The sequence below is a fragment of the Psychrobacter urativorans genome (assembly GCF_904846675.1).
GTDB lineage: Bacteria > Pseudomonadota > Gammaproteobacteria > Pseudomonadales > Moraxellaceae > Psychrobacter > Psychrobacter urativorans_B.
Window position 1 is genome coordinate 90,046 of record NZ_CAJHBT010000004.1, and the last position, 22,020, is coordinate 112,065.

The 22,020-nt window shown below is 43.2% G+C and carries 14 protein-coding genes; 6 read left to right on the top strand and 8 right to left on the bottom strand.

Annotated features, from left to right (window positions below; all coding sequences use genetic code 11):
- Nucleotides 1-40 precede the first annotated feature (40 nt).
- Nucleotides 41-541 (top strand): cytochrome c maturation protein CcmE, encoded by a 501-nt coding sequence (gene ccmE, locus JMY06_RS03615; RefSeq protein ID WP_201616273.1) that lies wholly within the window; start codon nt 41-43, stop codon nt 539-541.
- Nucleotides 542-657: 116 nt separating this feature from the next.
- Here ccmE and JMY06_RS03620 read toward each other — a convergent pair whose 3' ends face one another.
- From JMY06_RS03620 to JMY06_RS03650, 7 genes are all read right to left on the bottom strand, one after another.
- Complete coding sequence (locus tag JMY06_RS03620) at nt 658-1,506, bottom strand: aldo/keto reductase (protein WP_201616274.1); 849 nt, start codon at nt 1,504-1,506, stop codon at nt 658-660.
- 314 nt (nt 1,507-1,820) lie between these two features.
- Nucleotides 1,821-2,807 carry a MetQ/NlpA family ABC transporter substrate-binding protein gene (locus JMY06_RS03625; RefSeq protein WP_201616275.1) on the bottom strand — a complete coding sequence of 329 codons (987 nt, stop codon included), beginning with the start codon at nt 2,805-2,807 and terminating at the stop codon, nt 1,821-1,823.
- Between the two features lie 215 nt (nt 2,808-3,022).
- Complete coding sequence (locus tag JMY06_RS03630; RefSeq protein WP_201527298.1) at nt 3,023-3,709, bottom strand: methionine ABC transporter permease; 687 nt, start codon at nt 3,707-3,709, stop codon at nt 3,023-3,025.
- A 19-nt stretch (nt 3,710-3,728) separates the two neighbouring features.
- On the bottom strand, nt 3,729-4,499 hold the full coding sequence (locus JMY06_RS03635) for a methionine ABC transporter ATP-binding protein (RefSeq protein ID WP_201527299.1): 771 nt from the start codon (nt 4,497-4,499) through the stop codon (nt 3,729-3,731).
- Nucleotides 4,500-4,875: 376 nt separating this feature from the next.
- Nucleotides 4,876-7,017, bottom strand: a complete 2,142-nt coding sequence (locus JMY06_RS03640) for an ATP-binding protein (protein WP_201616276.1) — start codon at nt 7,015-7,017, stop codon at nt 4,876-4,878.
- A 122-nt stretch (nt 7,018-7,139) separates the two neighbouring features.
- Entirely contained in the window at nt 7,140-7,862 is a 723-nt protein-coding gene (locus JMY06_RS03645) for a response regulator transcription factor (protein WP_201527301.1), read from the bottom strand.
- Between the two features lie 251 nt (nt 7,863-8,113).
- Nucleotides 8,114-9,292: an efflux RND transporter periplasmic adaptor subunit gene (locus JMY06_RS03650; protein WP_201616278.1), complete on the bottom strand. Its 1,179-nt coding sequence runs from the start codon at nt 9,290-9,292 to the stop codon at nt 8,114-8,116.
- Nucleotides 9,293-10,169: 877 nt separating this feature from the next.
- Between JMY06_RS03650 and pilG the strand changes: the two genes are divergently transcribed.
- The 4 genes from pilG to JMY06_RS11755 all read left to right on the top strand — a co-directional run bounded on the left by pilG (nt 10,170) and on the right by JMY06_RS11755 (nt 13,970).
- A complete protein-coding gene (gene pilG / locus JMY06_RS03655) occupies nt 10,170-10,547 on the top strand; it encodes a twitching motility response regulator PilG (RefSeq protein ID WP_201616285.1) in 378 nt (125 codons plus the stop codon).
- Between the two features lie 179 nt (nt 10,548-10,726).
- Nucleotides 10,727-11,089 (top strand): response regulator, encoded by a 363-nt coding sequence (locus JMY06_RS03660; protein ID WP_201616287.1) that lies wholly within the window; start codon nt 10,727-10,729, stop codon nt 11,087-11,089.
- A gap of 3 nt (nt 11,090-11,092) precedes the next feature.
- Nucleotides 11,093-11,623, top strand: a complete 531-nt coding sequence (locus JMY06_RS03665) for a chemotaxis protein CheW (protein WP_201527303.1) — start codon at nt 11,093-11,095, stop codon at nt 11,621-11,623.
- 253 nt (nt 11,624-11,876) lie between these two features.
- On the top strand, nt 11,877-13,970 hold the full coding sequence (locus JMY06_RS11755) for a methyl-accepting chemotaxis protein (protein WP_227672144.1): 2,094 nt from the start codon (nt 11,877-11,879) through the stop codon (nt 13,968-13,970).
- A 102-nt stretch (nt 13,971-14,072) separates the two neighbouring features.
- Here JMY06_RS11755 and JMY06_RS03675 read toward each other — a convergent pair whose 3' ends face one another.
- On the bottom strand, nt 14,073-14,318 hold the full coding sequence (locus tag JMY06_RS03675; protein WP_201616289.1) for a hypothetical protein: 246 nt from the start codon (nt 14,316-14,318) through the stop codon (nt 14,073-14,075).
- A 314-nt stretch (nt 14,319-14,632) separates the two neighbouring features.
- On the opposite strand from JMY06_RS03675, the gene JMY06_RS03680 reads away from it, so the two are divergent.
- Complete coding sequence (locus JMY06_RS03680; protein WP_201616291.1) at nt 14,633-21,925, top strand: Hpt domain-containing protein; 7,293 nt, start codon at nt 14,633-14,635, stop codon at nt 21,923-21,925.
- Nucleotides 21,926-22,020: the final 95 nt, after the last annotated feature.

The window sequence follows — 22,020 nt, forward strand, 5'->3', positions numbered from 1 at the left end:
TCTATTTTGTATAGCAATCACTCATTAATGAGGTAGTGGTATGAACGCAGTTCGACGCAAAAAACTTATGTGGGTCTTTTTTACGCTTGCGGGGGCAGCGGTAGCGGTAGTGCTGGTTATTTATGCCATCGGGCAACAAACCGACTACTATTTTGATCCGACTGCTATTTCTCAGGGCGAAGCCCCACAAGATAAACGTATTCGTGCCGGTGGTATGGTCGTTGCAGGCAGTGTTCAGCGCGCACCCGACAATCCGTTAAATGTCGAGTTTGCCATCACTGATTTTAAATCGACAGTGCCGGTCACTTATCAGGGCATTCTGCCAGACTTATTTGCCGAAAACTCAGGCATTGTCGCTACTGGTAAAATGCAAGGCGAAACCTTTGTAGCCGGTGAAGTATTGGCCAAACATGATGAAAATTATATGCCACCGGAAGTTGCCAAATCATTAAAAGAAAACAACCGCCGCGGTTTAACCCCAGCATCTGAGCAATATAACCCTGCTGAACCGATTCAAGAAACTCAAACGCTACAGCAGTAATGCATTGATCATAAGATTTCAGTAATTAGCAGTTAACTGTAAACATAAAAAAGCCACCGATATGAATATCAGTGGCTTTTTTTATACTTAAAAATTGCTATCTGGCTTAAATAATATTAGTCATCCCATTCAGGTGAATAGTCTGGATGCTCAATTTTACGGCCATCACTGCGAGCGAGTTTGCCAATTTTTTGTAGCTCATCAGCCGTTAGCTTGACGTCAATAGCGTCTAAATTCCCTTGCAGATGCTTAGGATTAGAAGTTTTTGGGATAGCAACACGATTCTTATCCGACAAAATCCATGCGAGTGACACTTGTGCTGGGGTAATGCCATGCTTCTCAGCAATTTCCTTAATAAGCTCATTCTCAAACACATCACCACGCGCTAATGGCGAGTAGGCTTCCAATAAAATATGATGGTTGTTTAAAAAGGTCTGCAAAGTCTGTTGCTTAATAAACGGATGGAACTCAACTTGGTTGACCACAATTGGTACATCGGCATATTTTTCTGCTTCAACCAGGTGGGCGATATTAAAGTTAGACACCCCAATATGACGCGCCAGTCCTTGTTTTTGTAATTCACATAGCGCAGGAATAGTTTCAGATAATGGCACTTGATCGTCAGGCCAATGCAATAGCAGCAAGTCCACATAATCAGTATCAAGGTCTTTTAACGATTGCTTAGCAGCTTCATGCAGTTTTTCAGGCTGAAATTTTAAATCATCAGGAAAAATCTTAGTGGTCAAAAAGAATTTATCACGGGCGACACCAGATTGCTTAATACCTTCACCAACTTCTTTTTCATTACCATAGGCTTGAGCGGTGTCGATATGTTCATAGCCCATCTTTAAGCCTTGACTGACCACCTCAATACAATCTTGACCGGTTGATTGCCAAGTACCGAGGCCCAGCACAGGAATATTGGCTTGTCCGGCGGTACGAATATTATAAGTCTTGGTGCTCATATGATTGTCCTTATTATTGGTATTTTAATTTGAATAGTCTATTTATCGGTTAGCTTATAGATAAAACCGATGTCGCATATAATGCTAAGACTTGATTCGATCCATCCACTATAGAAAAAATTAGGACGAAGTGAAAGAGCAAGTGACGCTTTTCTACAAAGGGCACACAGGCTGTAACGTCATTTTCAGTAAGTGCGGGGTGTATTAATCGTTAAATCTAGCTCATAAAAAACGCCCATCACTCGTTGGCAATGGACGTTTTAATACTCATTCTATCTCGATATTGTGATAGTTATTTGAGCATCCTGATTTAGCTACTGAGCAGCAGCCTCTACAGCAGGTGTAGTACTCGCGTTAGCATCGGTATCAGCAACAACGGTATTAGAGTGAGCACCAAGCTCAGTATCAGCACTCCAGATTTTTGGAAATTTATAACCAGGGAAACTATCATGCGCATACTTTTTAAAGGCGTCTGAATTATAAGCTTCAGTCACGTCTTTCACCCATTTTTTGCCAGTATCAGCAGGTTTGACTGCTGACCAGTTCACATAAGCAAAGCTTGGTTCTTGGAACAGTGCTTCGGTGAGCTTAATGCCAGCATCAGTTGCATAGTTGCCATTAATAATAGCAAAGTCAACTTCATCACGAGCGCGTGGTAGCTGCGCCGCCTCTAACTCAACGATTTTGATATCGTATTTGCTGTTATCAGCAATGTCGGATTTTGAAGCGGTTAATGGGTCGATATTATCTTTGAGAGTAATCCAGCCAAGCTCATTCATCATTACTAAGGCACGCGCAAAGTTACTTGGATCATTAGGGGCAGAAACACTCATGCCTTTATACACTTCTGAAATCTTAGTCTTTTTGCCAGAATAGACGCCAAGAGGGGCAGTCGGCACTTGAAAAAGCTCTACCAAATCAAGATTATTTTCTTTTTTAAAGGTATCTAAATAAGGCTTATGCTGAAAGATATTAATGTCTAAATCGCCATCGGCCAATGCTAAGTTAGGGCGGACGTAGTCAGTAAAAGTCACCAGTTCAACCTCATAACCTTGGGCTTCGAGCGAGCTTTTGACTTGGTTACGTACCATATCAGCAAAATCACCTTCGGTAGTACCGATAACAATTTTGCTATGATCAGGATCGATATCATTAGTTGCTGTTGTTTCAGTCCCTTCAGTAACCGCCTCTTTGGTGGCTTCTGGCGCTGATGAGTTGCTACAGCCGACTAAGACTAAGCTTGATACGCCAACAGCGGCAAATGCGGTCGCCAACTGACGGCTGATATCTGTTAATTTCATGGAATGTCCTCAATAGTAAATAAGTTAGGTGCAAATAGGGTTAGCGTCGCCATTAAAAAAGCAACATGAGTCATGCTGCTATATAAATTAGTGCTAAGTTAGTATTAAAAATAAACGTAGTCAGTTACAAAGTCAAGTTTTATACTCAGGATTAATAGGTGCCAAATCCTGAGTTTGATTCATTAATAAAAATTAGCATTTAATTAAAAAGCCGTTTAGCGTTTATCTAAGCGCGTCGCTAATAAATTACCCCAGGCTTGAATAGCGATTACCATTATTGATAGCATAATAACGATGAAAACCATGACCTCAGTTTGATAACGATAATAGCCGTAACGTATGGCCAAATCACCAAGACCACCGCCACCAATCATGCCAGCGGCGGCTGAAAAAGACAGCAAACTGATACATAAAATGGTTACCGAGGCTACCAGCCCAGAGCGCGCCTCGTTAAGTAGCACCTTAATAATAGTAAATGGGCGTGCACCCATAGACTCGGTCGCCTCAATGATACCGCGTGGTACTTCACGTAGATTTTGTTCTACCAAGCGGGCAAAATAAAACGACCCCGCAATCGCTAGTACCAAGGAGGCCGCTATAGGGCCGATGCCAGTACCAACGATAGCTTTCGTAAAGGGGCTCATCGCAATCATCAGAATCACAAACGGGAAGGCGCGCATAAAGTTGGTAATACCACCAAGCACCCCGTAGAGGGTTTTATTTTGTAAAAACTGCCGATCACTGGATAAGAATAAGAATATCCCAAACATGCCACCGATGACAATGGCTACCGTGGTAGAAATACCTAACATCAAAAAAGTATCCACGAACGCTTGCCAAATCTCTTTGCGCAGCACCCACAACTTATCTATCGAGGCGGATAATTCAGCGCCAGTTAACATGTGTATTTCTCCTGGCTGATTAGTCTTCGTATACCAAACCTTGGCCGATAGGGGTGGTGGCTTGAATCAGACCATCGCGAATACCTGCGACCTCTAATAAATGCCCTTGGTGTAATAAGGCGGCGCGGTGACAGAGCCTGCGAATGACACTCATCTCATGGGTTACAATCACAATAGTAACGCCCAGCTGTTCGTTGATATCACGCAGACAAGTCAGTAAACTGCGGGTGGTTGCAGGGTCAAGCGCACTGGTTGGCTCATCAGCCAGTAATACTTTAGGACTGGGTGCAATGGCGCGAGCAATGCCGACACGCTGCTTTTGCCCGCCTGACAGCTGTGCAGGATAATGGCCGGCGCGATCGATTAAATCAACAATCTCAAGACAGGCCATCACGCGCTTATGAATATCGCGATTAGGGTGACCAGAAACGGTCAAATTAAAAGCCACATTATCGAATACTGTACGATTGGACATCAGATTAAATTGCTGAAAAATCATACCGATATTATGGCGGGCGATACGTAAGTCACGAGCAGAGAGTTTGGTTAAATCAACCCCATCAATGATGACCTGACCGCTATCAGGACGCTCAAGTAAATTAATCAGCCGGAGTAAGGTAGATTTTCCTGCGCCTGAATAGCCCATTAAGCCAAAAATTTCACCTTGCTGCACAGACAGCGACGTCGGCTCAACAGCAGTGAACCAATGCGGTTTGCCGTCTTTGCCTTTTATCGATCTATCGCTTAAAAAGCTTTTGGTCACATCATTTAGAACGATCATGTCACTCATGGAATGCTCAAAATTTAATAAATGTTTTAGCGGTTATAAAAGTGCCGTAAGGTCAGCGCTGTTATTCACAGCGATCGACCGATAACACTATAATAAGGGGCGGTAATATAGCATATTATGCAGCGTTTTGGATATGCGAATCCATGACTGGCTAATGCCGTTTAGTTGCATAAAAAGGGTGATTTTATTTGTGTGATGGCAAGTGAATTTTGTAAAAGTGCCAAAAAGGAGACCTTAAAAGAAGCCGCTAAAAGACATACTAAAAATAGGCTAAAAACAGTAGGCCATATAGGAAGAGTAAGATAGGAGCGTAAGCCGTAAGAAAAATAAATACCGTTAAAAATATCAGTGTCCGCTATATGCGTTCAGCAGCAGCTTAGCTGCGTCTGTTATGGTCACGATAATTATAATGAGGGTCGTGTTTTACAGGCAGCACGATTAAGAATCGGGTATGGCCGTTGATAGTGTCAGTAGTAATATGACCTTGGTGGGCGTTAACTATCTGTGTTACTAAAGATAAGCCCAGTCCCGAGCCTTTTTTCTTTTGTTGTAGACGCACAAACGGACTAAAAATCTCTTCACGTTTATCTTCTGGAATACCAGACCCTTCATCGATCACTGCTAAAACTGCATAGTTGGGTAGCAGACGCACAGGGTCGGGTTTAGATTTTTTTAAATGCTTTTTAAATAAGCTCTCTTTACGCTGGGTAGTCGGTGCGTCATTATTATCAACGTCACTGCTATTTTTATTATTGGTATTAGTTTTGGTGTCAGCAGTTTTGCTCTTATCTTCCGTATCTATCTCTTGTGTTTGTAATGTGACTTCAACTCGTTCCTGAGAATCAGGTACTGCTCGCCAGCTGACCTTTTTGATTTTGTCAGTTAAATCAGAGGTAAGTTTATTATAATTAGAAAATAGTGAATCAGCATTGAGAGCAGGAGTTCTAAATGAGAGTGACTCATCGTTCTCATTGTTTAATGGCGGGTGTTGGGCATTCAACAAATCTTTATCTTCAGCATCAGCAATTAAATCCATTGCTGATATATCAATAGTCATGCGACTATCAGCGTCACTGCTGTCATTAACCTCATCACTGTCATCAACAACAAGCGTCTCACCATTTCTATAAAGGGGCGGAGCCGGCAAGGTTATTGCCTGTTCTGTAGTGTTTGATTTGGGTTTACTGGTATTTTGAGCGTTATTGTTAGACGGTATAGTGATGCGCTGACCTTGTTCATCAACCTCATAATGCTCGCTATCAACAAGCGACTCATCATAATGGTTATAATCTGCACTATTATAATCCGCAAAACTGCGACAAACGACCGACTGTAATAGATAGTCCGGTACCGTATCGGCTTCCTCTTTAGTTTGCACGCCATAAAGTAGGACGGTAACCGGAGGCTCACCATGCAACATCGCATTATTCAGTAAATTGCGAATTAGATGGGTCAACATCAGCGGCTGACCTTCGATCGCGATATGCTCACCGATTAAGGTCACCTCGGAGTAATGTTGACGCTCTTGATTGACCAAGTCATATATATCCATACGCTCAATTTGCTGCAGCACATGGCCGGCATCCAAGCGGCTGACCAGCAAAATACTTTCAACCAAATCATTCAGACCGGATAAATCGCGATTGATGGCTTCAGCACGTTTGTCGAATTTAGCCTTGGTATTTGTTGGCATGCTACCTGCCAGCATGTCCATCATCTCAATCTGCAGGCGAATGCGAGTAATGGGGGTACGCAGCTCGTGTGAGGCATGGGCTAACAGTAAGTTATTGGCCTCAATAAGATGTTCGATTTTTTGGGCGGCTTGGTTAAATCCGCGCGCCAGTAATGCAATCTCGTCATTACCCTGTGCATTAACCCTTACTGTAAAGTCACCGTCACCGAGCTGAGTCATTTGGTGGCTCATCTGATTGATACGCCAAGTCATTGAGCGCGCAATCCACCACAGTACGCCCGCCATAATAAGGAGGAGGAGTAGCGTACCGGTAAATAAGTTTAGGGCCGCAGATAGTACAGGCTTTTTTGGGGGTAGGCGTGACTCATACAGTAGTGTGTAGCCAGTACTGCTATAGACCTGTGCTTGTTGGGTAGGAGGAGTATCAGAGAAAGAAGGAAAAACCCGTGTTAATAAAGACGGCACTGCGGGCAGCACAGGCGACAAATCACTATTGTCCGTCTGCATCAGCAGTTGACCCTTACTATCATACAGACCCATTTTTGCTTGCAGTGATTCATCAAAAATATCGAAGCTTTTTTTGACTACTGCCAGCATGAAGCGTGACTGTAGACGGTTACTCTTACTGACAGAAACATTTAGCTCATGTAAAAATGGATCGATTTGCCCCAAAATTTGGGTTGCAACCACCTCTGAGCGTATGCCGGCATCTTTATCATGGACAAGCTGAGTCAAGAGTACCATGGCTACCGCAAATAAGATAAGTGCCAGCATGACGCTGGCAAATAATCTAGCAAAGACGGAGTGAAAACCGAGCTGCTGCATTACATGGTCTCAGGTATTAGATAATCAGTTATCATATGCTCAGAATGGATGATTCATAACCATTGGTATGCTTGCTATAACGACAGTTGCGTATCAATTTTATAGTTGATAGAAGTAGACTGCTAAACTTGGTCGGTCGCAAATTGATAACCCACACCACGCACAGTAATAATACGTTTTGGCTGACGCGGATTGTCTTCGATCAACGCACGCAAACGTGAGATATGGACATCGATAGCGCGATCAATATTGTCCGAGCTGTCATCATTTGGCATCGCTTGCCATAACTGCTCACGATTGAGAACTTTGCCAGAATGAGTGGCAAAGTAATGCAGCAATTGGAACTGATGGGTGGTTAGGCGTACAGATTGTTCATCAATGGTTACTTCATGGCTGTCAGGGAACACGCTCAGACGACCAAAGGTCAAGCTGTCTGACTGACTGTCAGCTTGGTTAGGCTGCTCATGGCGACGGATTACTGAGCGAATACGCGCGAGTAACTCGCGCGGCTCAAAAGGCTTAGAGATATAATCATCAGCGCCCATCTCTAATCCTAAAACGCGGTCTGTGGTGTCGCCCTTAGCCGTCAACATGATAATGGGGACTTTATTAGTAATATGGTTTTTATTGCCGCGAATCTTTTGGCAAACTTGCATGCCATCCATATCTGGCAGCATTAAGTCAAGCACGACCAAATCGATATCGCGCTCTTTGGTGTCCAAAATGTCCAACCCTTCTTGACCAAGGCCAGCATGATGCACGTCATAATAGTTCATGGTCAGATAATCACTGATCAATTCAGCTAAATCTGGATCATCTTCAATCAATAGAATCTGCTTACTCATGGGGTGTCCTTTAGTTATCATTATTACTCATTTAAGATTTTAATTGGCATTATTGTTTAATTGAGCGTTATAAGCTATTTGAGCATTATAAAAACACTGCTAAAAGTACTATCAATTATAAGTCTTTTTAAGATATTTAATGCTTCAAGTTTTGATGGTTTAAGACAGTTCTTATTCTGCCTAACTATAGTAGTCGCAAACAAGACACCCTTTGTTAATATTTCTACACAATGTAACGCACGTCCTATAAATTATGAAACAATCACTTTTTTGCCAGCAGATTCAAGAGGCAAATCCGCCAAACAAATCAAGCTGTCATTAGTAATACCTGCAATTAGATATTGTTCAGTGCTAGGGTTATATTCAATAACTTCTACCGGCTGGCGGGTGAGGCGTTGGTTTTGTTTGATAATCCAAACGTTAGCCATAAGTTGCGATAAAGGCCGATATGGGGGTTTTTGCAGTTCAGTCAAGTCGACATCATGGATACTGCGTTTAGGTACGATGGTGCCCACTTTTATCTGTCCATAATTAACGCGGCCGATGACGGCCATTTTAGGTTGGAGGATGCCGCGACTGGCCTCGTTTTTGATAACGTGGACGTAGACTAATAATTGCGCAGATTGACTATCTGCTAGCAACTTGCTGACCTGTCCGGTGAATTTTTCGGTCAAGCCTTCTGTAGTAAAGTTGACCGTTTGCCCAACGGATAACTGTGGTTCAGCCTGAATAGGCAGCGTGGCAATAAAGCGTAAATCACTATCATCTTCTAAATGCAACAGTTTATCACCCGTATTTATCTGTTGCGCGGTCTCTATATAGAGGTCACTCACTTTTCCTGAAATGCTGGCGCGTATGGTTATCAATTGATCGGAATTTGCTGCTACAACAGCGCTATCGTCTGCCTGCACTTCTTCTGTTGTCGCTACTTCGCTAAGCTCTTTAGTTAGTTGGTCATTAGTACTTATAGTTGTATCTGCTTTATTACTCACTGGCGTGGCGACTGCTTGTTCGATAGGGACGCTATTTGTACTAATTTTTGATTGCTGATTGGTCGTATTTTTGGCTGCTTGATTGTTAATACCATTTTTTCGGGCCGTAGCCTCTTTTGTAGTAATGTCCGTAACAGCATTTTTAACTGTTTGGCGTTGAACAATGAGTAACGGTGAGCCTTTTTCTACCCACTGACCTTTAGTGACTAATATTTGTTTTATTTGCAAGTCCTGCGCGGCGGTTAGCCGAGCCTGCTTGATAGGTTCAATATCACCTTGTAGTCCAAGACTGGGCTGATAGCGTGACGGCTTGACGTCCAAAATATATTCTGGCGCCATGGTGACGCTGCCAGCACTGATGATAATGGGCGGGTCTTCAGCAGTGGTTGAGGTTGCAGTAGGCGCTGGCGGTTGACAGGCGGTCAGTAATCCTGTCATGGGTACAGTGGTTAGTAATAACGAACAGCGTAATAAAGTGCTTAATAAAACACATCGTGGAGCATAATTTTTATTGCACACCGAAAATATTAGAGCCATCATTATTAACCACCATTATAAACCTAGGTTTTATTATATAGGTAAAGCGCACATGGTGCGACAGTAATGCGTGCGCTGTTAGGCGGTTAGATAGACCAATATCTCTGGTAAATAGAAGGATAATATTTTCATCTATAATTCAGCGTTAGTTGTCCTATAATTCACCATATAAACCACAGTTTATATGGTGAATTATAGGACAACTAATAGTTAACTATTAAACGAGACACAATTAAATGACTGGATAACCGCCATAGATTATGTTAAAACAAGCACAGAAGTTATCATTGATACATAAGCGATACAAAAATATAACTAACTCTGTAGCGCTCTAAAAAGTTAAAGTTAGAACCCTTTAAGTTTTCAGTCATTGAATTATTAGTCATCCCAGCATAAGTTGATTAACCAGATTGATAAGAAACCCGTTAGTAGTAAGAAGTTTGGGGAATAAATAGCGCTCATTTGAAGTGTTTTTTGCTATGATTAGCGGCGGTAAAATTCGCTATAGCATTAAGGAGTTTTAAGTACGCACTAAGGAGTTTTAAGTACGCACTGATGATTCATCGGTAAGATGTAGATAGTTATTGAGCAATGCTCAAGTCCATAAATGGCGCTAACAATATTGGTATCTGTTAATTTTCACATGCAATATCTAAAAAAATGCCTACTATAAAGGTACGAGCCGTCAGAAAATTGCGTATAGCAGCTAGGAAGTAGTGACTAATATACTAAACATAAATCATATTAAAGACAAATATTTGTTCAAGGGATTATGATAATGAAAAATAATTTTGATGGGTTAAAGGTCATGGTCATTGATGATTCAAAGACCATTCGCCGTACTGCTGAGACCTTATTACAAAAAGCAGGCTGTGAAGTTGTGACTGCCATTGATGGCTTTGATGCGCTAGCAAAGATCGTTGATAACAATCCAGATATCATTTTTGTCGATATTATGATGCCGCGTTTAGACGGTTATCAGACCTGTGCTTTAATTAAAAATAACCCTGACTATGCCAATAAACCGGTAATTATGCTGTCCTCAAAAGATGGTTTGTTCGATAAAGCACGTGGACGCATTGTGGGCTCTGACGAGTACCTTACCAAGCCATTTAGTAAAGATGAGCTGTTCGATGCCATTAATCAATATCGCTAATAGCGGCAGAGGGTTGATTGGTGTTGTTAGTAACAGCTCGTTTCTCCTTAATAGTTCATTTAAAGCTTCATTTGTCATTGCTAAGTTATATAACTTGATGCGTTGTCTCAGGTTTTACTAAATTAGCTATTACTAATTTTATATCTTGATCGATATAATCAAAAACAAAGGATATATCCATGACAACTGTGTTAGTCATTGACGACTCGCCTTCTGAGATGGCAAAATTTCGTGACATGCTTGCGAAAAATAACTTTCGAGTATTAGAAGCGGCTAATGGTGAGGAAGGCTGCGCAATGGCAATTGAGCATCTGCCAGATGTGGTATTGATGGATGTAGTCATGCCTGAAATGAACGGTTTTCAAGCTACTCGAAAAATTACACGGGGCAAAACGACTTCTCATATTCCGGTGGTGATTATCAGCACTAAAAACCAAGAGACGGATCGGGTTTGGGGTAAGCGTCAAGGTGCGAAAGAATACTTAACTAAGCCGGTAGATGAAGCTGAATTGATTCGCATTATTCGTAACGTTACGGAGTAACTTGTGGCTTCAAGAGGCTTCATAGAACTGCTGCGCTTGGCTGATTTAGCTAAAGCTCGTAAAACCGGTCGGCAGAGTGGTAGAGAGGCGGACTGGCGCGGCGTAGTGTTCGAAATTGGTGGTCAGCGATTGGTGGCTCCGCTGGGTGAGGTATCTGAGGTGCTAACAATGCCTGAATACACCGGCATGCCATTAGTACAGCCCTGGTTGCTCGGTATTGCCAATGTCCGTGGCCGCCTGTTACCGCTGACTGATTTGGCGAAATTTTTGCATATTCCCAGCCGGTCGCGGCAGATGAGCCAGCGTAAAGTCATTGTGATTGACCATCAGTCTATATTCATAGGGCTGCTAGTCGATCAAGTGCTGGGTATCGAGCAATTTACGCGCAGCCAATACCGCGCTGAAGCCATCAATATTGATTCACCGTTTGCTCCTTATAATCATGGTAAGTTTTTGAAAAATGAGCAAGATTGGTTTATTTTTATGCCCAGCTTATTAGTACAAGACCCACGCTATATTGACGCTGCTATATAATGATTTGTGATTAAAAAATTGCCTTGCTCATTGAATGCAAAGTAGCTAGTTATGAAGCTATTTAGCAAAAAGTAACTATGAATGATAATGCATAAATAACAATACGTAATGAATAACGACTGGCATGCCATGATGATATGTCGGCAATCATACTGACTTTAACTCAAGCTATTTATCAATTATTGCTAAAAATAGCCCGAGTTAAAGTCAGTCACGATACGACTTAGAAGACTGTTTGGAAGGAATAAGTACGATGAGTGATGTTATAAAAAATCCTGTCACTGGCGCTCAAAGAAGAACCCCAACCATTAAGGACTCTAGTAATCAGAGTAAAATATTGTTAGGTTTTTTTGCCTTAATGAGTGTGATAAGTCTTATTTGGTTGATTAACTCGTTATCGACGATAAGTACCTATTTAAACAACATCAATCAGCTGGAAGTCAGCTCCGCTAATATTGTAAAAAATGTCAACGATGCGACATTCTCGCGTGATACAGCGCTAAATGTTAGCGCTTATGATGCATTACAAACAGACGTCCAGAATTATGAATCAGCGCTAGAATCAGCGCAGCAAAACGGCACCGACGATCAAGCTGTCTTTGCAACACTTGCAGAAAAATGGCAAGTCAACAAAGAAAGAATCGACTATGTTTTGAACCATCGTAGCGATGTCAATGCGCTACAAGAATTAAAAGACAATGTCGCGAATGCCACTAAGCAGCTGCAAACCGATTACGGTAGGGGAGTTGAGCAAGCTGTCAGGGCTAATTTGCCAACTGCTGCTATCAGTAATATGCAGACGCAAACCTTGCGTGCTGAGCGTCTGTCTACTGAAATGGATAATTTGACACGCAGTATTGATGGCACGCCTGCAGATTTTAAAGAACAAGCAGATGCCTTTGCCCAAACGCTAAGTACACAGCAGCAAAGTTATGGCACAGTCGTACCTGCCCTAAAAAATATCGCTGAAACTTATAATCAAGATATTGCACCGGTGGTAGAGCAGCTATTAACGTTGAATAATCCTGCCATCGAGTCGCGCGAAAATGCCCGCGCTTTAGGTAATCTGGCTACTGAGACTCAAGCCCAGTTAGTTGATGTCGATCGCAATATTTTAAAACGCGGAAGCGTAATTTGGCCGGCTTTGTTGTTCTTGTTAGGATTGTTGGGGCTGGTATATGCCTTATCACAGCTATTAGGGCAGCGCGGCAGCTCTGAGCGCTCAATGATTGAAAAAGAAACCCTACGTCGCCGTCAAGAGGCAGAAACGGAGTCAGAACGCGCGCGCCAAATTCAAGAGGAGAATGAGCGTAATCAGATGGCGATTTTGCGCCTACTTGATGAGCTTGGTGACTTAGCAGAAGGGGATCTGACAGTCAATGCGACCGTATCAGAAGATTTTACTGGGGCGATTGCTGACTCAGTGAACTTCGCTATTGACCAATTACGTCAGCTGGTATTGGTAATTAACAGTACGGCGGATCGTGTCTCGCAGTCCTCTGAACAAACACAGATGAATGCCGTTGAGCTTGCTGAAGCGTCCGAACACCAAGCGCAAGAAATCGCTGGAGTATCCGCAGCAATCAACGAGATGGCAGTGTCCATCGACCAAGTATCAACCAACGCTACTGAATCTGCGACGGTTGCTCAGCGTTCTGTTGCCATCGCTTATAACGGTGCCGATGTGGTACAGCGCTCCATTGAGGGTATGAACGTTATTCGTGACCAGATTCAAGACACCTCAAAACGTATCAAGCGTTTGGGTGAGTCGTCACAGGAGATTGGTGATATTGTTGGCTTGATTAATGACATTGCTGACCAAACCAACGTCTTGGCATTGAACGCCGCTATTCAGGCCTCAATGGCTGGGGAAGCGGGTCGCGGTTTTGCAGTCGTAGCCGACGAAGTTCAACGTTTGGCTGAGCGTTCAGCCAATGCGACCAAACAGATCGAAACCTTGGTAAAAACCATTCAGGCCGATACTAACGAAGCGGTTATGTCGATGGAATCAACCACTTCTGAAGTAGTACGCGGAGCGCGCTTAGCAAAAGATGCGGGTGAAGCATTGGAAGAAGTACAAAGTGTTTCTAATACACTGGCTGATTTGATTCAAAATATCTCTAACGCTGCCCAGCAACAGGCTGATTCTGCTGGTCACATCTCCAACACCATGAATGTTATTCAAGATATTACTTCGCAAACGTCGTCTGGTACGATGGCGACCGCGCGTTCGGTTGGTGAGCTGAGTGAGATGGCAGTTGCGTTACAAGAGTCGGTTACTGGTTTCAAATTGTCTGATAGTGACGAGCTCTTACATGACGAACATGACAATTTTCAAATCGTGTAATGAACGTCATAGCTGGCCTGGCTTAAGGTGTCATTGGAATGTTAGTACCCAAGTAAACTATGTGCAGCGCCGTAGAAGTGTATAGCCGATAAGGCCGATTAATTATTGAAGACGCTTAAACAATCGCCGCTGAAGTCCAGCAATTTTAATACGCGACAGGGGCGGCGTTATGTTGAAAAAGAGACTGGCTTTATATTGCCCGCTAAACAATGGCAATGGTTGGTTAATGCGGTTGACAATACTGCTAGCGCCAATGGGCTGCTCGTCGGAGCAGGAGGCGTGGTGATTGGTAATGAGCTTAGCACCAGGGGAGGGGCTAGGATAGCGTCCTGCCAATATGCGCCGCATTAGTCATCCCCAAGTTGACGCATGGCAAAAGATAAGTGGATGAACTCAGTTAATGAGTTTAAGAATAGTCAGACTTTTTTTGGAAAAATGAAATCTTATTAGGGAAGAGACATTGCTAATTAAATAGTGTTACTAGAGCAAAATTTACTAAATAAAGTGTGACTGTAACAACTAGTAGGACAAGCTGATAACAAACCAGCACGCTAGTATACTAAATACAGTAGCTTTCTAATTACTGACACTGACAACCACTAATCACGATAGCAAGTTGATATGGCCGCATGGATTAACGATAAACGAATTAGGATAATCCTATGAAGAACCAGCCTAATGAAATGGTGACGCTTGAGTGGCTGTTGCCACTATTCAATCAGCAATTATCGCAGTTGTCTGATGGCTGGCAAGTAGACGCTGATACTGTCGATCCAGAAGACGCTACTAATTTTAAAAATACTACTAATCTTAAAAACCCTATTAGTTTTGAAGTTATGGAGCACGATTACCATCAGCTTAGCGGCGCTTTGATCATGGCCAATCTGCCACGCTTAGCAGAGTTAGCAGCTAAATTGAGCTTGTTAGCAGAAATCGGTTATCAGGACGTTCTTAATGATGAACAGTATAAAAAAGCCCGATTTGCGCATCAATTATTGCAATATGAGCTGACTCAATATGTGCAAATAGGCAGCTATCGTGGTTCTTTAATCATCAAAACTATTGAGGTTCTCGCGCGGATAATAACCAAAACTACAACAACGTCTGAACAAATGGAGGATTTGCAAACTCAGGCTTTACTCTCTAATGACTCTCCCACTCATACTGTTACTCATTATCCTGCTATCCCCTACCAAGAAGTGACCGTAGCCACTCCTACAGTATTAACGGTCATCCCTCTACAAGCTCCGCAATACCAGCAACTACTAACCGTTTGGCGTCATCAAGCACAAAGGCTACTGGCTGAAAATAACAATCAGCCGTCAATATTAGTATTACTTGAAAAGGTCAGTCATTATTTATGGCAGAGTACCAAGAGTAGCCTGCAGCAGCGACTGTGGTGTATGACTGAACTGTGGTTAAATAATTTGGCGCAAAACAAGCGACCGTTACCTATACATTACACCGCGTTATTAGCAAGTTTAGAGCGAGTTATCGATGCCTATAGCTTACAAGCTGGGCAAGATATTAGCTCACTAACCGTCCAAGATACGGCTCAGTCGGATTCTAGCGCTGACTTACAAGACTCTAATTCTTTGTCTCACGATTTTTTAGCCCCGCATTTACTTGAAAGTCTGATCGCCGATATTTACATTCAGTTGAGCGGGTTGACGCACATCAGTGCTCACGCGCAGACCTTACTAAGCCACTTACCAGAATCTACTGATGCAAACTTACGTTTTTTGCCGCGTATTTTAAGTGAGATTGAGACGGTCATTTTTGCTTTAGATCAACCGCAAACATTGTTAGAGCCGCTACAAAAGATAAAAAAACAGCTAAGCATGCGTGGCTGGACATTCTACGAGTCACAAGTTAGTCGAATTATAGTTGATTTGATCGATAGTGCTGAATCGGAGTCTGTTTTTGCTCAAATGCAGTGGCAGATTGAGCATCAACTACAAGAGCTCTATAGCGCGATATATGATATCGAGCAATCTATACGTAACAAGATTGGTGATGGCATGTCTGTTGCATCCACCAACAGCGCGGCTGTTTCTGAACAAGAAATAACAACTCAGCAGTCTGGGCCCATAGCGCCAGATGATGGTGCGTTGCGCCAGTTGCGTATCGCCGTTGAAGATGTCAAACATCACTTTAATGATTATGTCCAGCGTCAACAGCCATATTTACTGCCTCGAGCTGAAACATTCGCTGAGATTGGTGATGCTTTTGATGATATGGGACTAACTGCTGCACGGGAAGTTACCAATAAGATCAGCTTGCTATTCGCTCAAATCGAGGCATGTGATATTAGCGCACTAGGTTGGGGTTTGACTCAAGCTTTGGCTGATGGACTGTCCTCAATTGAGCTGCTGTTAGATTATTTAGCACAGCAAGTATTCGACCAACCATTATTGACGCATTCTGCTGCCTATATTGATAAGGCTGAACAGTTATTAACAGAACTTATTTATAACCCTATTGATGACGCGGCAGCTACGGATAGCCAACCTACTGATGTGTCTTCTAAAGCGTCCGCTCATGATGTGGTGCGTTACGATGATGACGGTGAAATTGGCGTTGATCTTAATGTTACGGCTGTCGTTTCTGCTGATACAAATAATGATGCCTATTATGGTAACGCCAACAATGTAGACAACGCGACCGATGCTAAATATTTTCATAGTGCCAGTAATAGTAATAATGAAGCGCTAGATAGCACGATTGTAGAAAGTGCAGCGCTACAAGTGGCGCGAACCCAATTGCAGCCTGATAGCGTTGAGGTGGATGAGGAAATACGAGACATCTTTATCGAAGAGGCTAATGAGATTATTAGCGATTTAGAAGACTTTTTGCCTATATGGGCGCAAGACTCACAAGACTTAACGCCTTTAACAGAAGTATGTCGTGGTTTTCATGTGCTTAAGGGTGCAGGGCGCACGGTTGGTGCCTTTAGCATTAGCGAGATGGCCTGGGCGATTGAAAGCCTACTGAACCGTATTCTGGATAAAACTTTATCCGTTACCGATCAAGTAGTCGATTTAGTATTACAGACTACCCAACACCTACCAATTTTAGTAGCGGATTTTACTGCACAGCGGCCACCAAGTACTGATCCGGCTCTTACTATTCTACAAAGTAGTAATACAGTGGCAGGCCAACCACTCGATTACGGTATGAGCCCGCCTGCCGACCCAGATATTGAGCAACAGTCAGATAGTATAGATATAGACGCCACAAGTGCCGATATTAACACTGATGACAATGTTAGTAATGATGCTAATGGTAGTATTACCGATAGCGCTGACAATACGAATAGCGTTGCAGATGACGATGAAGTGGATGGTTATCATAATAATAACCTCGATACGCGACCAATTACAGATGCGCAGTTACCGGCTATACTGACGCCATTTATAGCAGTGGCTGAACAACTGCCATCGGATACACAAGATGCTGACCCTGATATCAAAAAGATATTTATTGAAGAAGCAGAAGAGGTCTTAGCAGAAATTACACCGTTATGTCGACTTTGGAAGCAAGCGCCAGAAACCTTAACAGTGCTACCTGACATTCGCCGCGGCTTTCATACCCTAAAAGGTTCAGGGCGCATGGTTGGCGCTAATTATACCGGTGAGCTGGCATGGGCAATAGAAGATATGCTCAACCGTATTTTAGAGCAAGCTATCAAGGTCACTCCAGATATTGTCCAGTTGACTGATGATGTTTTAGCCGCCTATCCAGAATTAATGAATACCTTTGCAGAAGAAGAGGATGAAGCTAATAATCCAAAAATTTATTCTGCCATGGTACCGTTATGGGTAGCTTGTGCACAGGTCTATAGTAAACAATATGGCGATGCGTTCAGTTATCCTGACGTACGCTCACAGTGGTTGTTACAGTCGCCCCCCAAACAGACAGATGGCCCTTCTACAAAAGCCATAACAATGGCCGCTGAAATGGCTAATGATGCCAAAGCTAGTATAGAGAACATGTTACAGACCTTTCATACTGTGAATGAAATTATGGCAGATGCTCCTGCAGTAATGCCTAATCAAAGTAGAGAGGAACAAGAATTTTGTAAAATTTTCGTTGAAGAGGCACAGACGTTATTAAAAAAAATTAATGACTTCGTCAGCGATAATGAATACCAATCCCAAATTGAGGTGAGTGATGAAGTCGTTCGCGCGTTTCATACTTTACGCGCCGCCTCTGGCTCAAGCGCCCTTGCAGCTATTAGTGAGGTCAGCGCTGCGATAGAACAAAGTTTAGAGCAATTTCAACAACAAGATATCATGATGAATGCTCAGCATCTACAAGCACTCACTAAGTCAACGGCCCTAATAGAAGATTATTTAGTTGCTTATAAAGAAAGTGTACAACAGCAAAGTCAGCCTGTGGAGACGGACGCAAAAAGTCAGCAGGACTTGGCATCATTACAAGCGATGCTGGGTGAAATAGAAGTCACATCTGTCGGTCGTGATAGTAAGCTTAGTGTGGCACAGCTCCTTGACTGCGATATCGATGGACTACTAGATGCCGATTGCCAATTACGCACAGCATTTAGCAGATCTGACCTTGAGCAAATACAAGTTTATGTACGACAACAGTGCGCACAAATTGCACGCTTGGCGTCAAAAACGGCTGACTCTTCCAAGTTTACCTTGATACTCGGTGCCCTAAACGAGGCTTATAGTTATATTACTGAGCATCCTAAAAGTGCACATAGCGAGCTTATACAAGCGCGCCTACTTGCTGGTCATGCGCAATTGGTCGACTTATTTGATGCCTTGGCTGGCAGCATGTCTTTGAAAGTTGATAAGCAAGTGGTTGCAGATTTGCAGGCGCTGTCTACTTCCGATACTGATATTGAAACCAATATCAAGAATACTTTGTCCAATGACTTGATAAACGAGAAAGTAGATACAGCTAATAAAAATAGCGTTGAAGTCCTGCAATCTATCTTAACGCACCCTGTCGAGAGTATACAAGCGGACGAGCTCCAGCTTGAAGCAATTGATACCGATATTGAGCTGCTAGAAATTTTTTTAGAAGAGGCGCAAGAGTTGGATAGCGCCATTGCGCAAACGTTCAGCAAATGGCGCGCTGATATTGATAGTATAGTGACATTGAAGATATTGCAGCGGTATTTGCACACCATTAAAGGTGGCGCGCGCATGGCAGGTATTCATAGTATTGGCGATTTGACCCATGAAGCCGAAAGCATCTACGAAGCTTTCGTTGAAGCGCGATTACAACCAACCCCGCAGTGGTTGACCATTATGCAAATGGTTCAAGACAGCTTGTCTTTACAGATTGACTATGTGGTGCGTTACCAAGAGTCATTTTTTGCACATGAATTAATCGCTCAGCTACAACAATTCGAAAAAACGGACCAGTTACCAGTAACGGTCACATTGGTATTACCAGCGCTACAAAATCATATGAGCGGTGATGATAGCGAGACCGTAATAGATGGTGGTATCGCTATCGATAAGGCTTCTAAGATTGTGAGTCTTGACAGTCTTATTGCCCTGTCATGGGTTGATGGTTTGCCTGACCCTGATATTTTAGAGGTGTTCTTAGAAGAGGCTGATGAGCTGATTGCCAGCAGTACTAAGTACTTGCAGTTATTCTTGAGCAACATCAGCGATATTGTGGCTCTACAAGCGTTACAGCGTGATTTGCATACCATCAAAGGTGGCGCACGTATGGTGGCTGCCAATGGTATTGCAGATTTGGCGCATGAAATGGAAACTGTCTATGAAGAGTTGGCTATTCGCCGCCGCCCTGCGACCAAAATGGTTGCGCAATTACTGGTCACTTGTCATGATTGGTTGGCCGATGCCGTATTTATCCTTAAACATCACCTTAACCCCCCGATACCTTCTGCATTAGTAGCTGCCTTACAGCAGTTTAGCAAAAACCCTGATAGTCTAAAAAGTGTTCCTGTTGAGTCCCTACAATTGCAGCTTAATGCTATTTTTGCGGCGAAGACCAAGCGTGAGTCAGTGCGCGGCGTTGATGATATCAGTGTAATGCCATCGATGGCGGGTAGCTTTGTTGAGCAAGAGCAAAGCAGCAGCAGTAACGAGATGATTCGTATCTCAGGCAACTTGATTGAGCACATGATTAACCTATCAGGTGAGTCGGCGATTAACCGTGCGCGTATTGATATGGGTATGAGCAGTCTGACCAATAGTATTGAAGAGATGGGTACGACGGTACAGCGTCTAGCAGACCAATTGCGCCGGATGGAGAGTGAACTTGAGCAGCAGATTTTATCGCAAATCTATGATGAAGAGTTGCTAAAAAATGAAAGCTTTGATCCACTGGAGATGGATCAATATTCCTCTCTAAATCAGTTATCGAAATCTTTAACAGAGTCGGCTTCCGACTTAATTGATATTAATGGAACTTTGTTAGAGAAAACCCGTGATAGCGAAAGCTTGTTATTACAATTATCACGGACGCAAACGGAACTGCAAGATGGGTTGATGAACTCACGGATGGTGCCTTTCGAGCGTTTGACACCGCGTCTGGAGCGCATTGTACGGCAGACAGCCAATGAGCTTAATAAGATTGTAGAGCTTACGATTGTCAATGCGGATGATGAGATGGACAGAACCATTCTTGAGCGCATTACGTCACCACTTGAGCACATGCTACGAAATGCGGTGGATCACGGTATTGAAAGCCCGCAGGTCCGTCTTAATGCTGGCAAGAGTCGCAGTGGTCACATCACGTTAGAGGTTTTGCGTGAAGGTAGTGAAGTGGTCATTAATTTGACTGATGATGGTCGCGGTATTAATGTTGATGCCGTACGCCGAAAGGCGGTCTCTCAAGGTCTTATTGATGCTCATGATAATAGATTGTCTGAGCTTGATGTCATGCAATATATCTTTAATGCCGGTTTGACTACCAGCCAGAAAGTCACGCAAATCTCAGGGCGCGGAGTAGGGATGGATGTGGTCATCAGCGAGGTCCGTCAGTTAGGCGGCGTGGTGACAGTAACTTCTGAGCCTGGGCAAGGGTCGCGCTTTACCATGCGCTTACCGCTCACTGTGGCGGTGTCCGATGCTTTAGTAGTACGAGCAGCGGATAGTTATTATGCCATTCCTTTAGTGCAGATTGAGCGGGTGGTGCGCGTCAACCCTGAGAAACTCTACGATTACTATCAGTCGGGTCAGGCCACTATGCGTATCGAAGAGGCGGATTACCGTGTTCGTTATTTAAATGATATTTTAACGGGCAATAAGCTCAATGAGCTGATTGTTAGTACCAATACTAGCTTGCCCGTTATCATTGTCAAAAACCGCGCAGGACAAAGTTTGGCGCTACAAGTCGATCAAATCGCCGGCTCACGTATCGAGGTGGTGGTAAAACCGCTTGGCAAGCAGCTGTCGCATTTAGCAGGTATCTCAGCGGCAACTATTATGGGTGATGGTTCAGTAATGCTGATTTTAGATTTAATAGCGTTATTACGTAATGTTCCAGCACACAAAGATAACGCGCAAATGGTAGCTTCGCAAGCTCGTATTAATGATGTGCCCCAAGTAGGCCATCAGCCAACGGTACTAGTGGTTGATGACTCAGTGACGGTTCGAAAGGTCACCTCGCGCTTCTTAGAGCGCCAAGGAATCACAGCAGTGGTGGCAAAAGATGGCATAGATGCCATTGAAATATTGCAAGAGTTGACGCCTGACTTGATTCTATTGGATATCGAGATGCCGCGAATGGATGGCTTCGAGGTAGCAACCCAAGTCCGATTTGATAAGCGTCTACACCACATACCTATTATTATGATTACTTCAAGAACGGGTGAGAAGCATCGTGAGCGTGCCTTTGAGATTGGCGTCAACGACTATATGGGTAAACCTTTCCAAGAGAAGGAGTTGTTACGTAAAATCCAGGATCTATTGGACTCAAAAATGAGTATCACTCATAATGAATAACACTTGGGTAGCCCTATTACGCCGATTTATATTTTATTGCCGCATCACTTTAATAAAAGTATGGTTAAAACCTTACCGCGTATACTCAACTGGCA

Coding starts and splice junctions, on each gene's coding strand:
- JMY06_RS03645 (WP_201527301.1), bottom strand. CDS start 7,862: ATGAGTAAGCAGATTCTATTGATTGAAGATGATCCAGATTTAGCTGAA.
- JMY06_RS03635 (WP_201527299.1), bottom strand. CDS start 4,499: ATGAGTGACATGATCGTTCTAAATGATGTGACCAAAAGCTTTTTAAGC.
- JMY06_RS03680 (WP_201616291.1), top strand. CDS start 14,633: ATGAAGAACCAGCCTAATGAAATGGTGACGCTTGAGTGGCTGTTGCCA.
- JMY06_RS03650 (WP_201616278.1), bottom strand. CDS start 9,292: ATGACAGGATTACTGACCGCCTGTCAACCGCCAGCGCCTACTGCAACC.
- JMY06_RS03675 (WP_201616289.1), bottom strand. CDS start 14,318: ATGCGGCGCATATTGGCAGGACGCTATCCTAGCCCCTCCCCTGGTGCT.
- JMY06_RS03640 (WP_201616276.1), bottom strand. CDS start 7,017: ATGCAGCAGCTCGGTTTTCACTCCGTCTTTGCTAGATTATTTGCCAGC.
- JMY06_RS11755 (WP_227672144.1), top strand. CDS start 11,877: ATGAGTGATGTTATAAAAAATCCTGTCACTGGCGCTCAAAGAAGAACC.
- JMY06_RS03620 (WP_201616274.1), bottom strand. CDS start 1,506: ATGAGCACCAAGACTTATAATATTCGTACCGCCGGACAAGCCAATATT.
- pilG (WP_201616285.1), top strand. CDS start 10,170: ATGAAAAATAATTTTGATGGGTTAAAGGTCATGGTCATTGATGATTCA.
- ccmE (WP_201616273.1), top strand. CDS start 41: ATGAACGCAGTTCGACGCAAAAAACTTATGTGGGTCTTTTTTACGCTT.
- JMY06_RS03630 (WP_201527298.1), bottom strand. CDS start 3,709: ATGTTAACTGGCGCTGAATTATCCGCCTCGATAGATAAGTTGTGGGTG.
- JMY06_RS03660 (WP_201616287.1), top strand. CDS start 10,727: ATGACAACTGTGTTAGTCATTGACGACTCGCCTTCTGAGATGGCAAAA.
- JMY06_RS03625 (WP_201616275.1), bottom strand. CDS start 2,807: ATGAAATTAACAGATATCAGCCGTCAGTTGGCGACCGCATTTGCCGCT.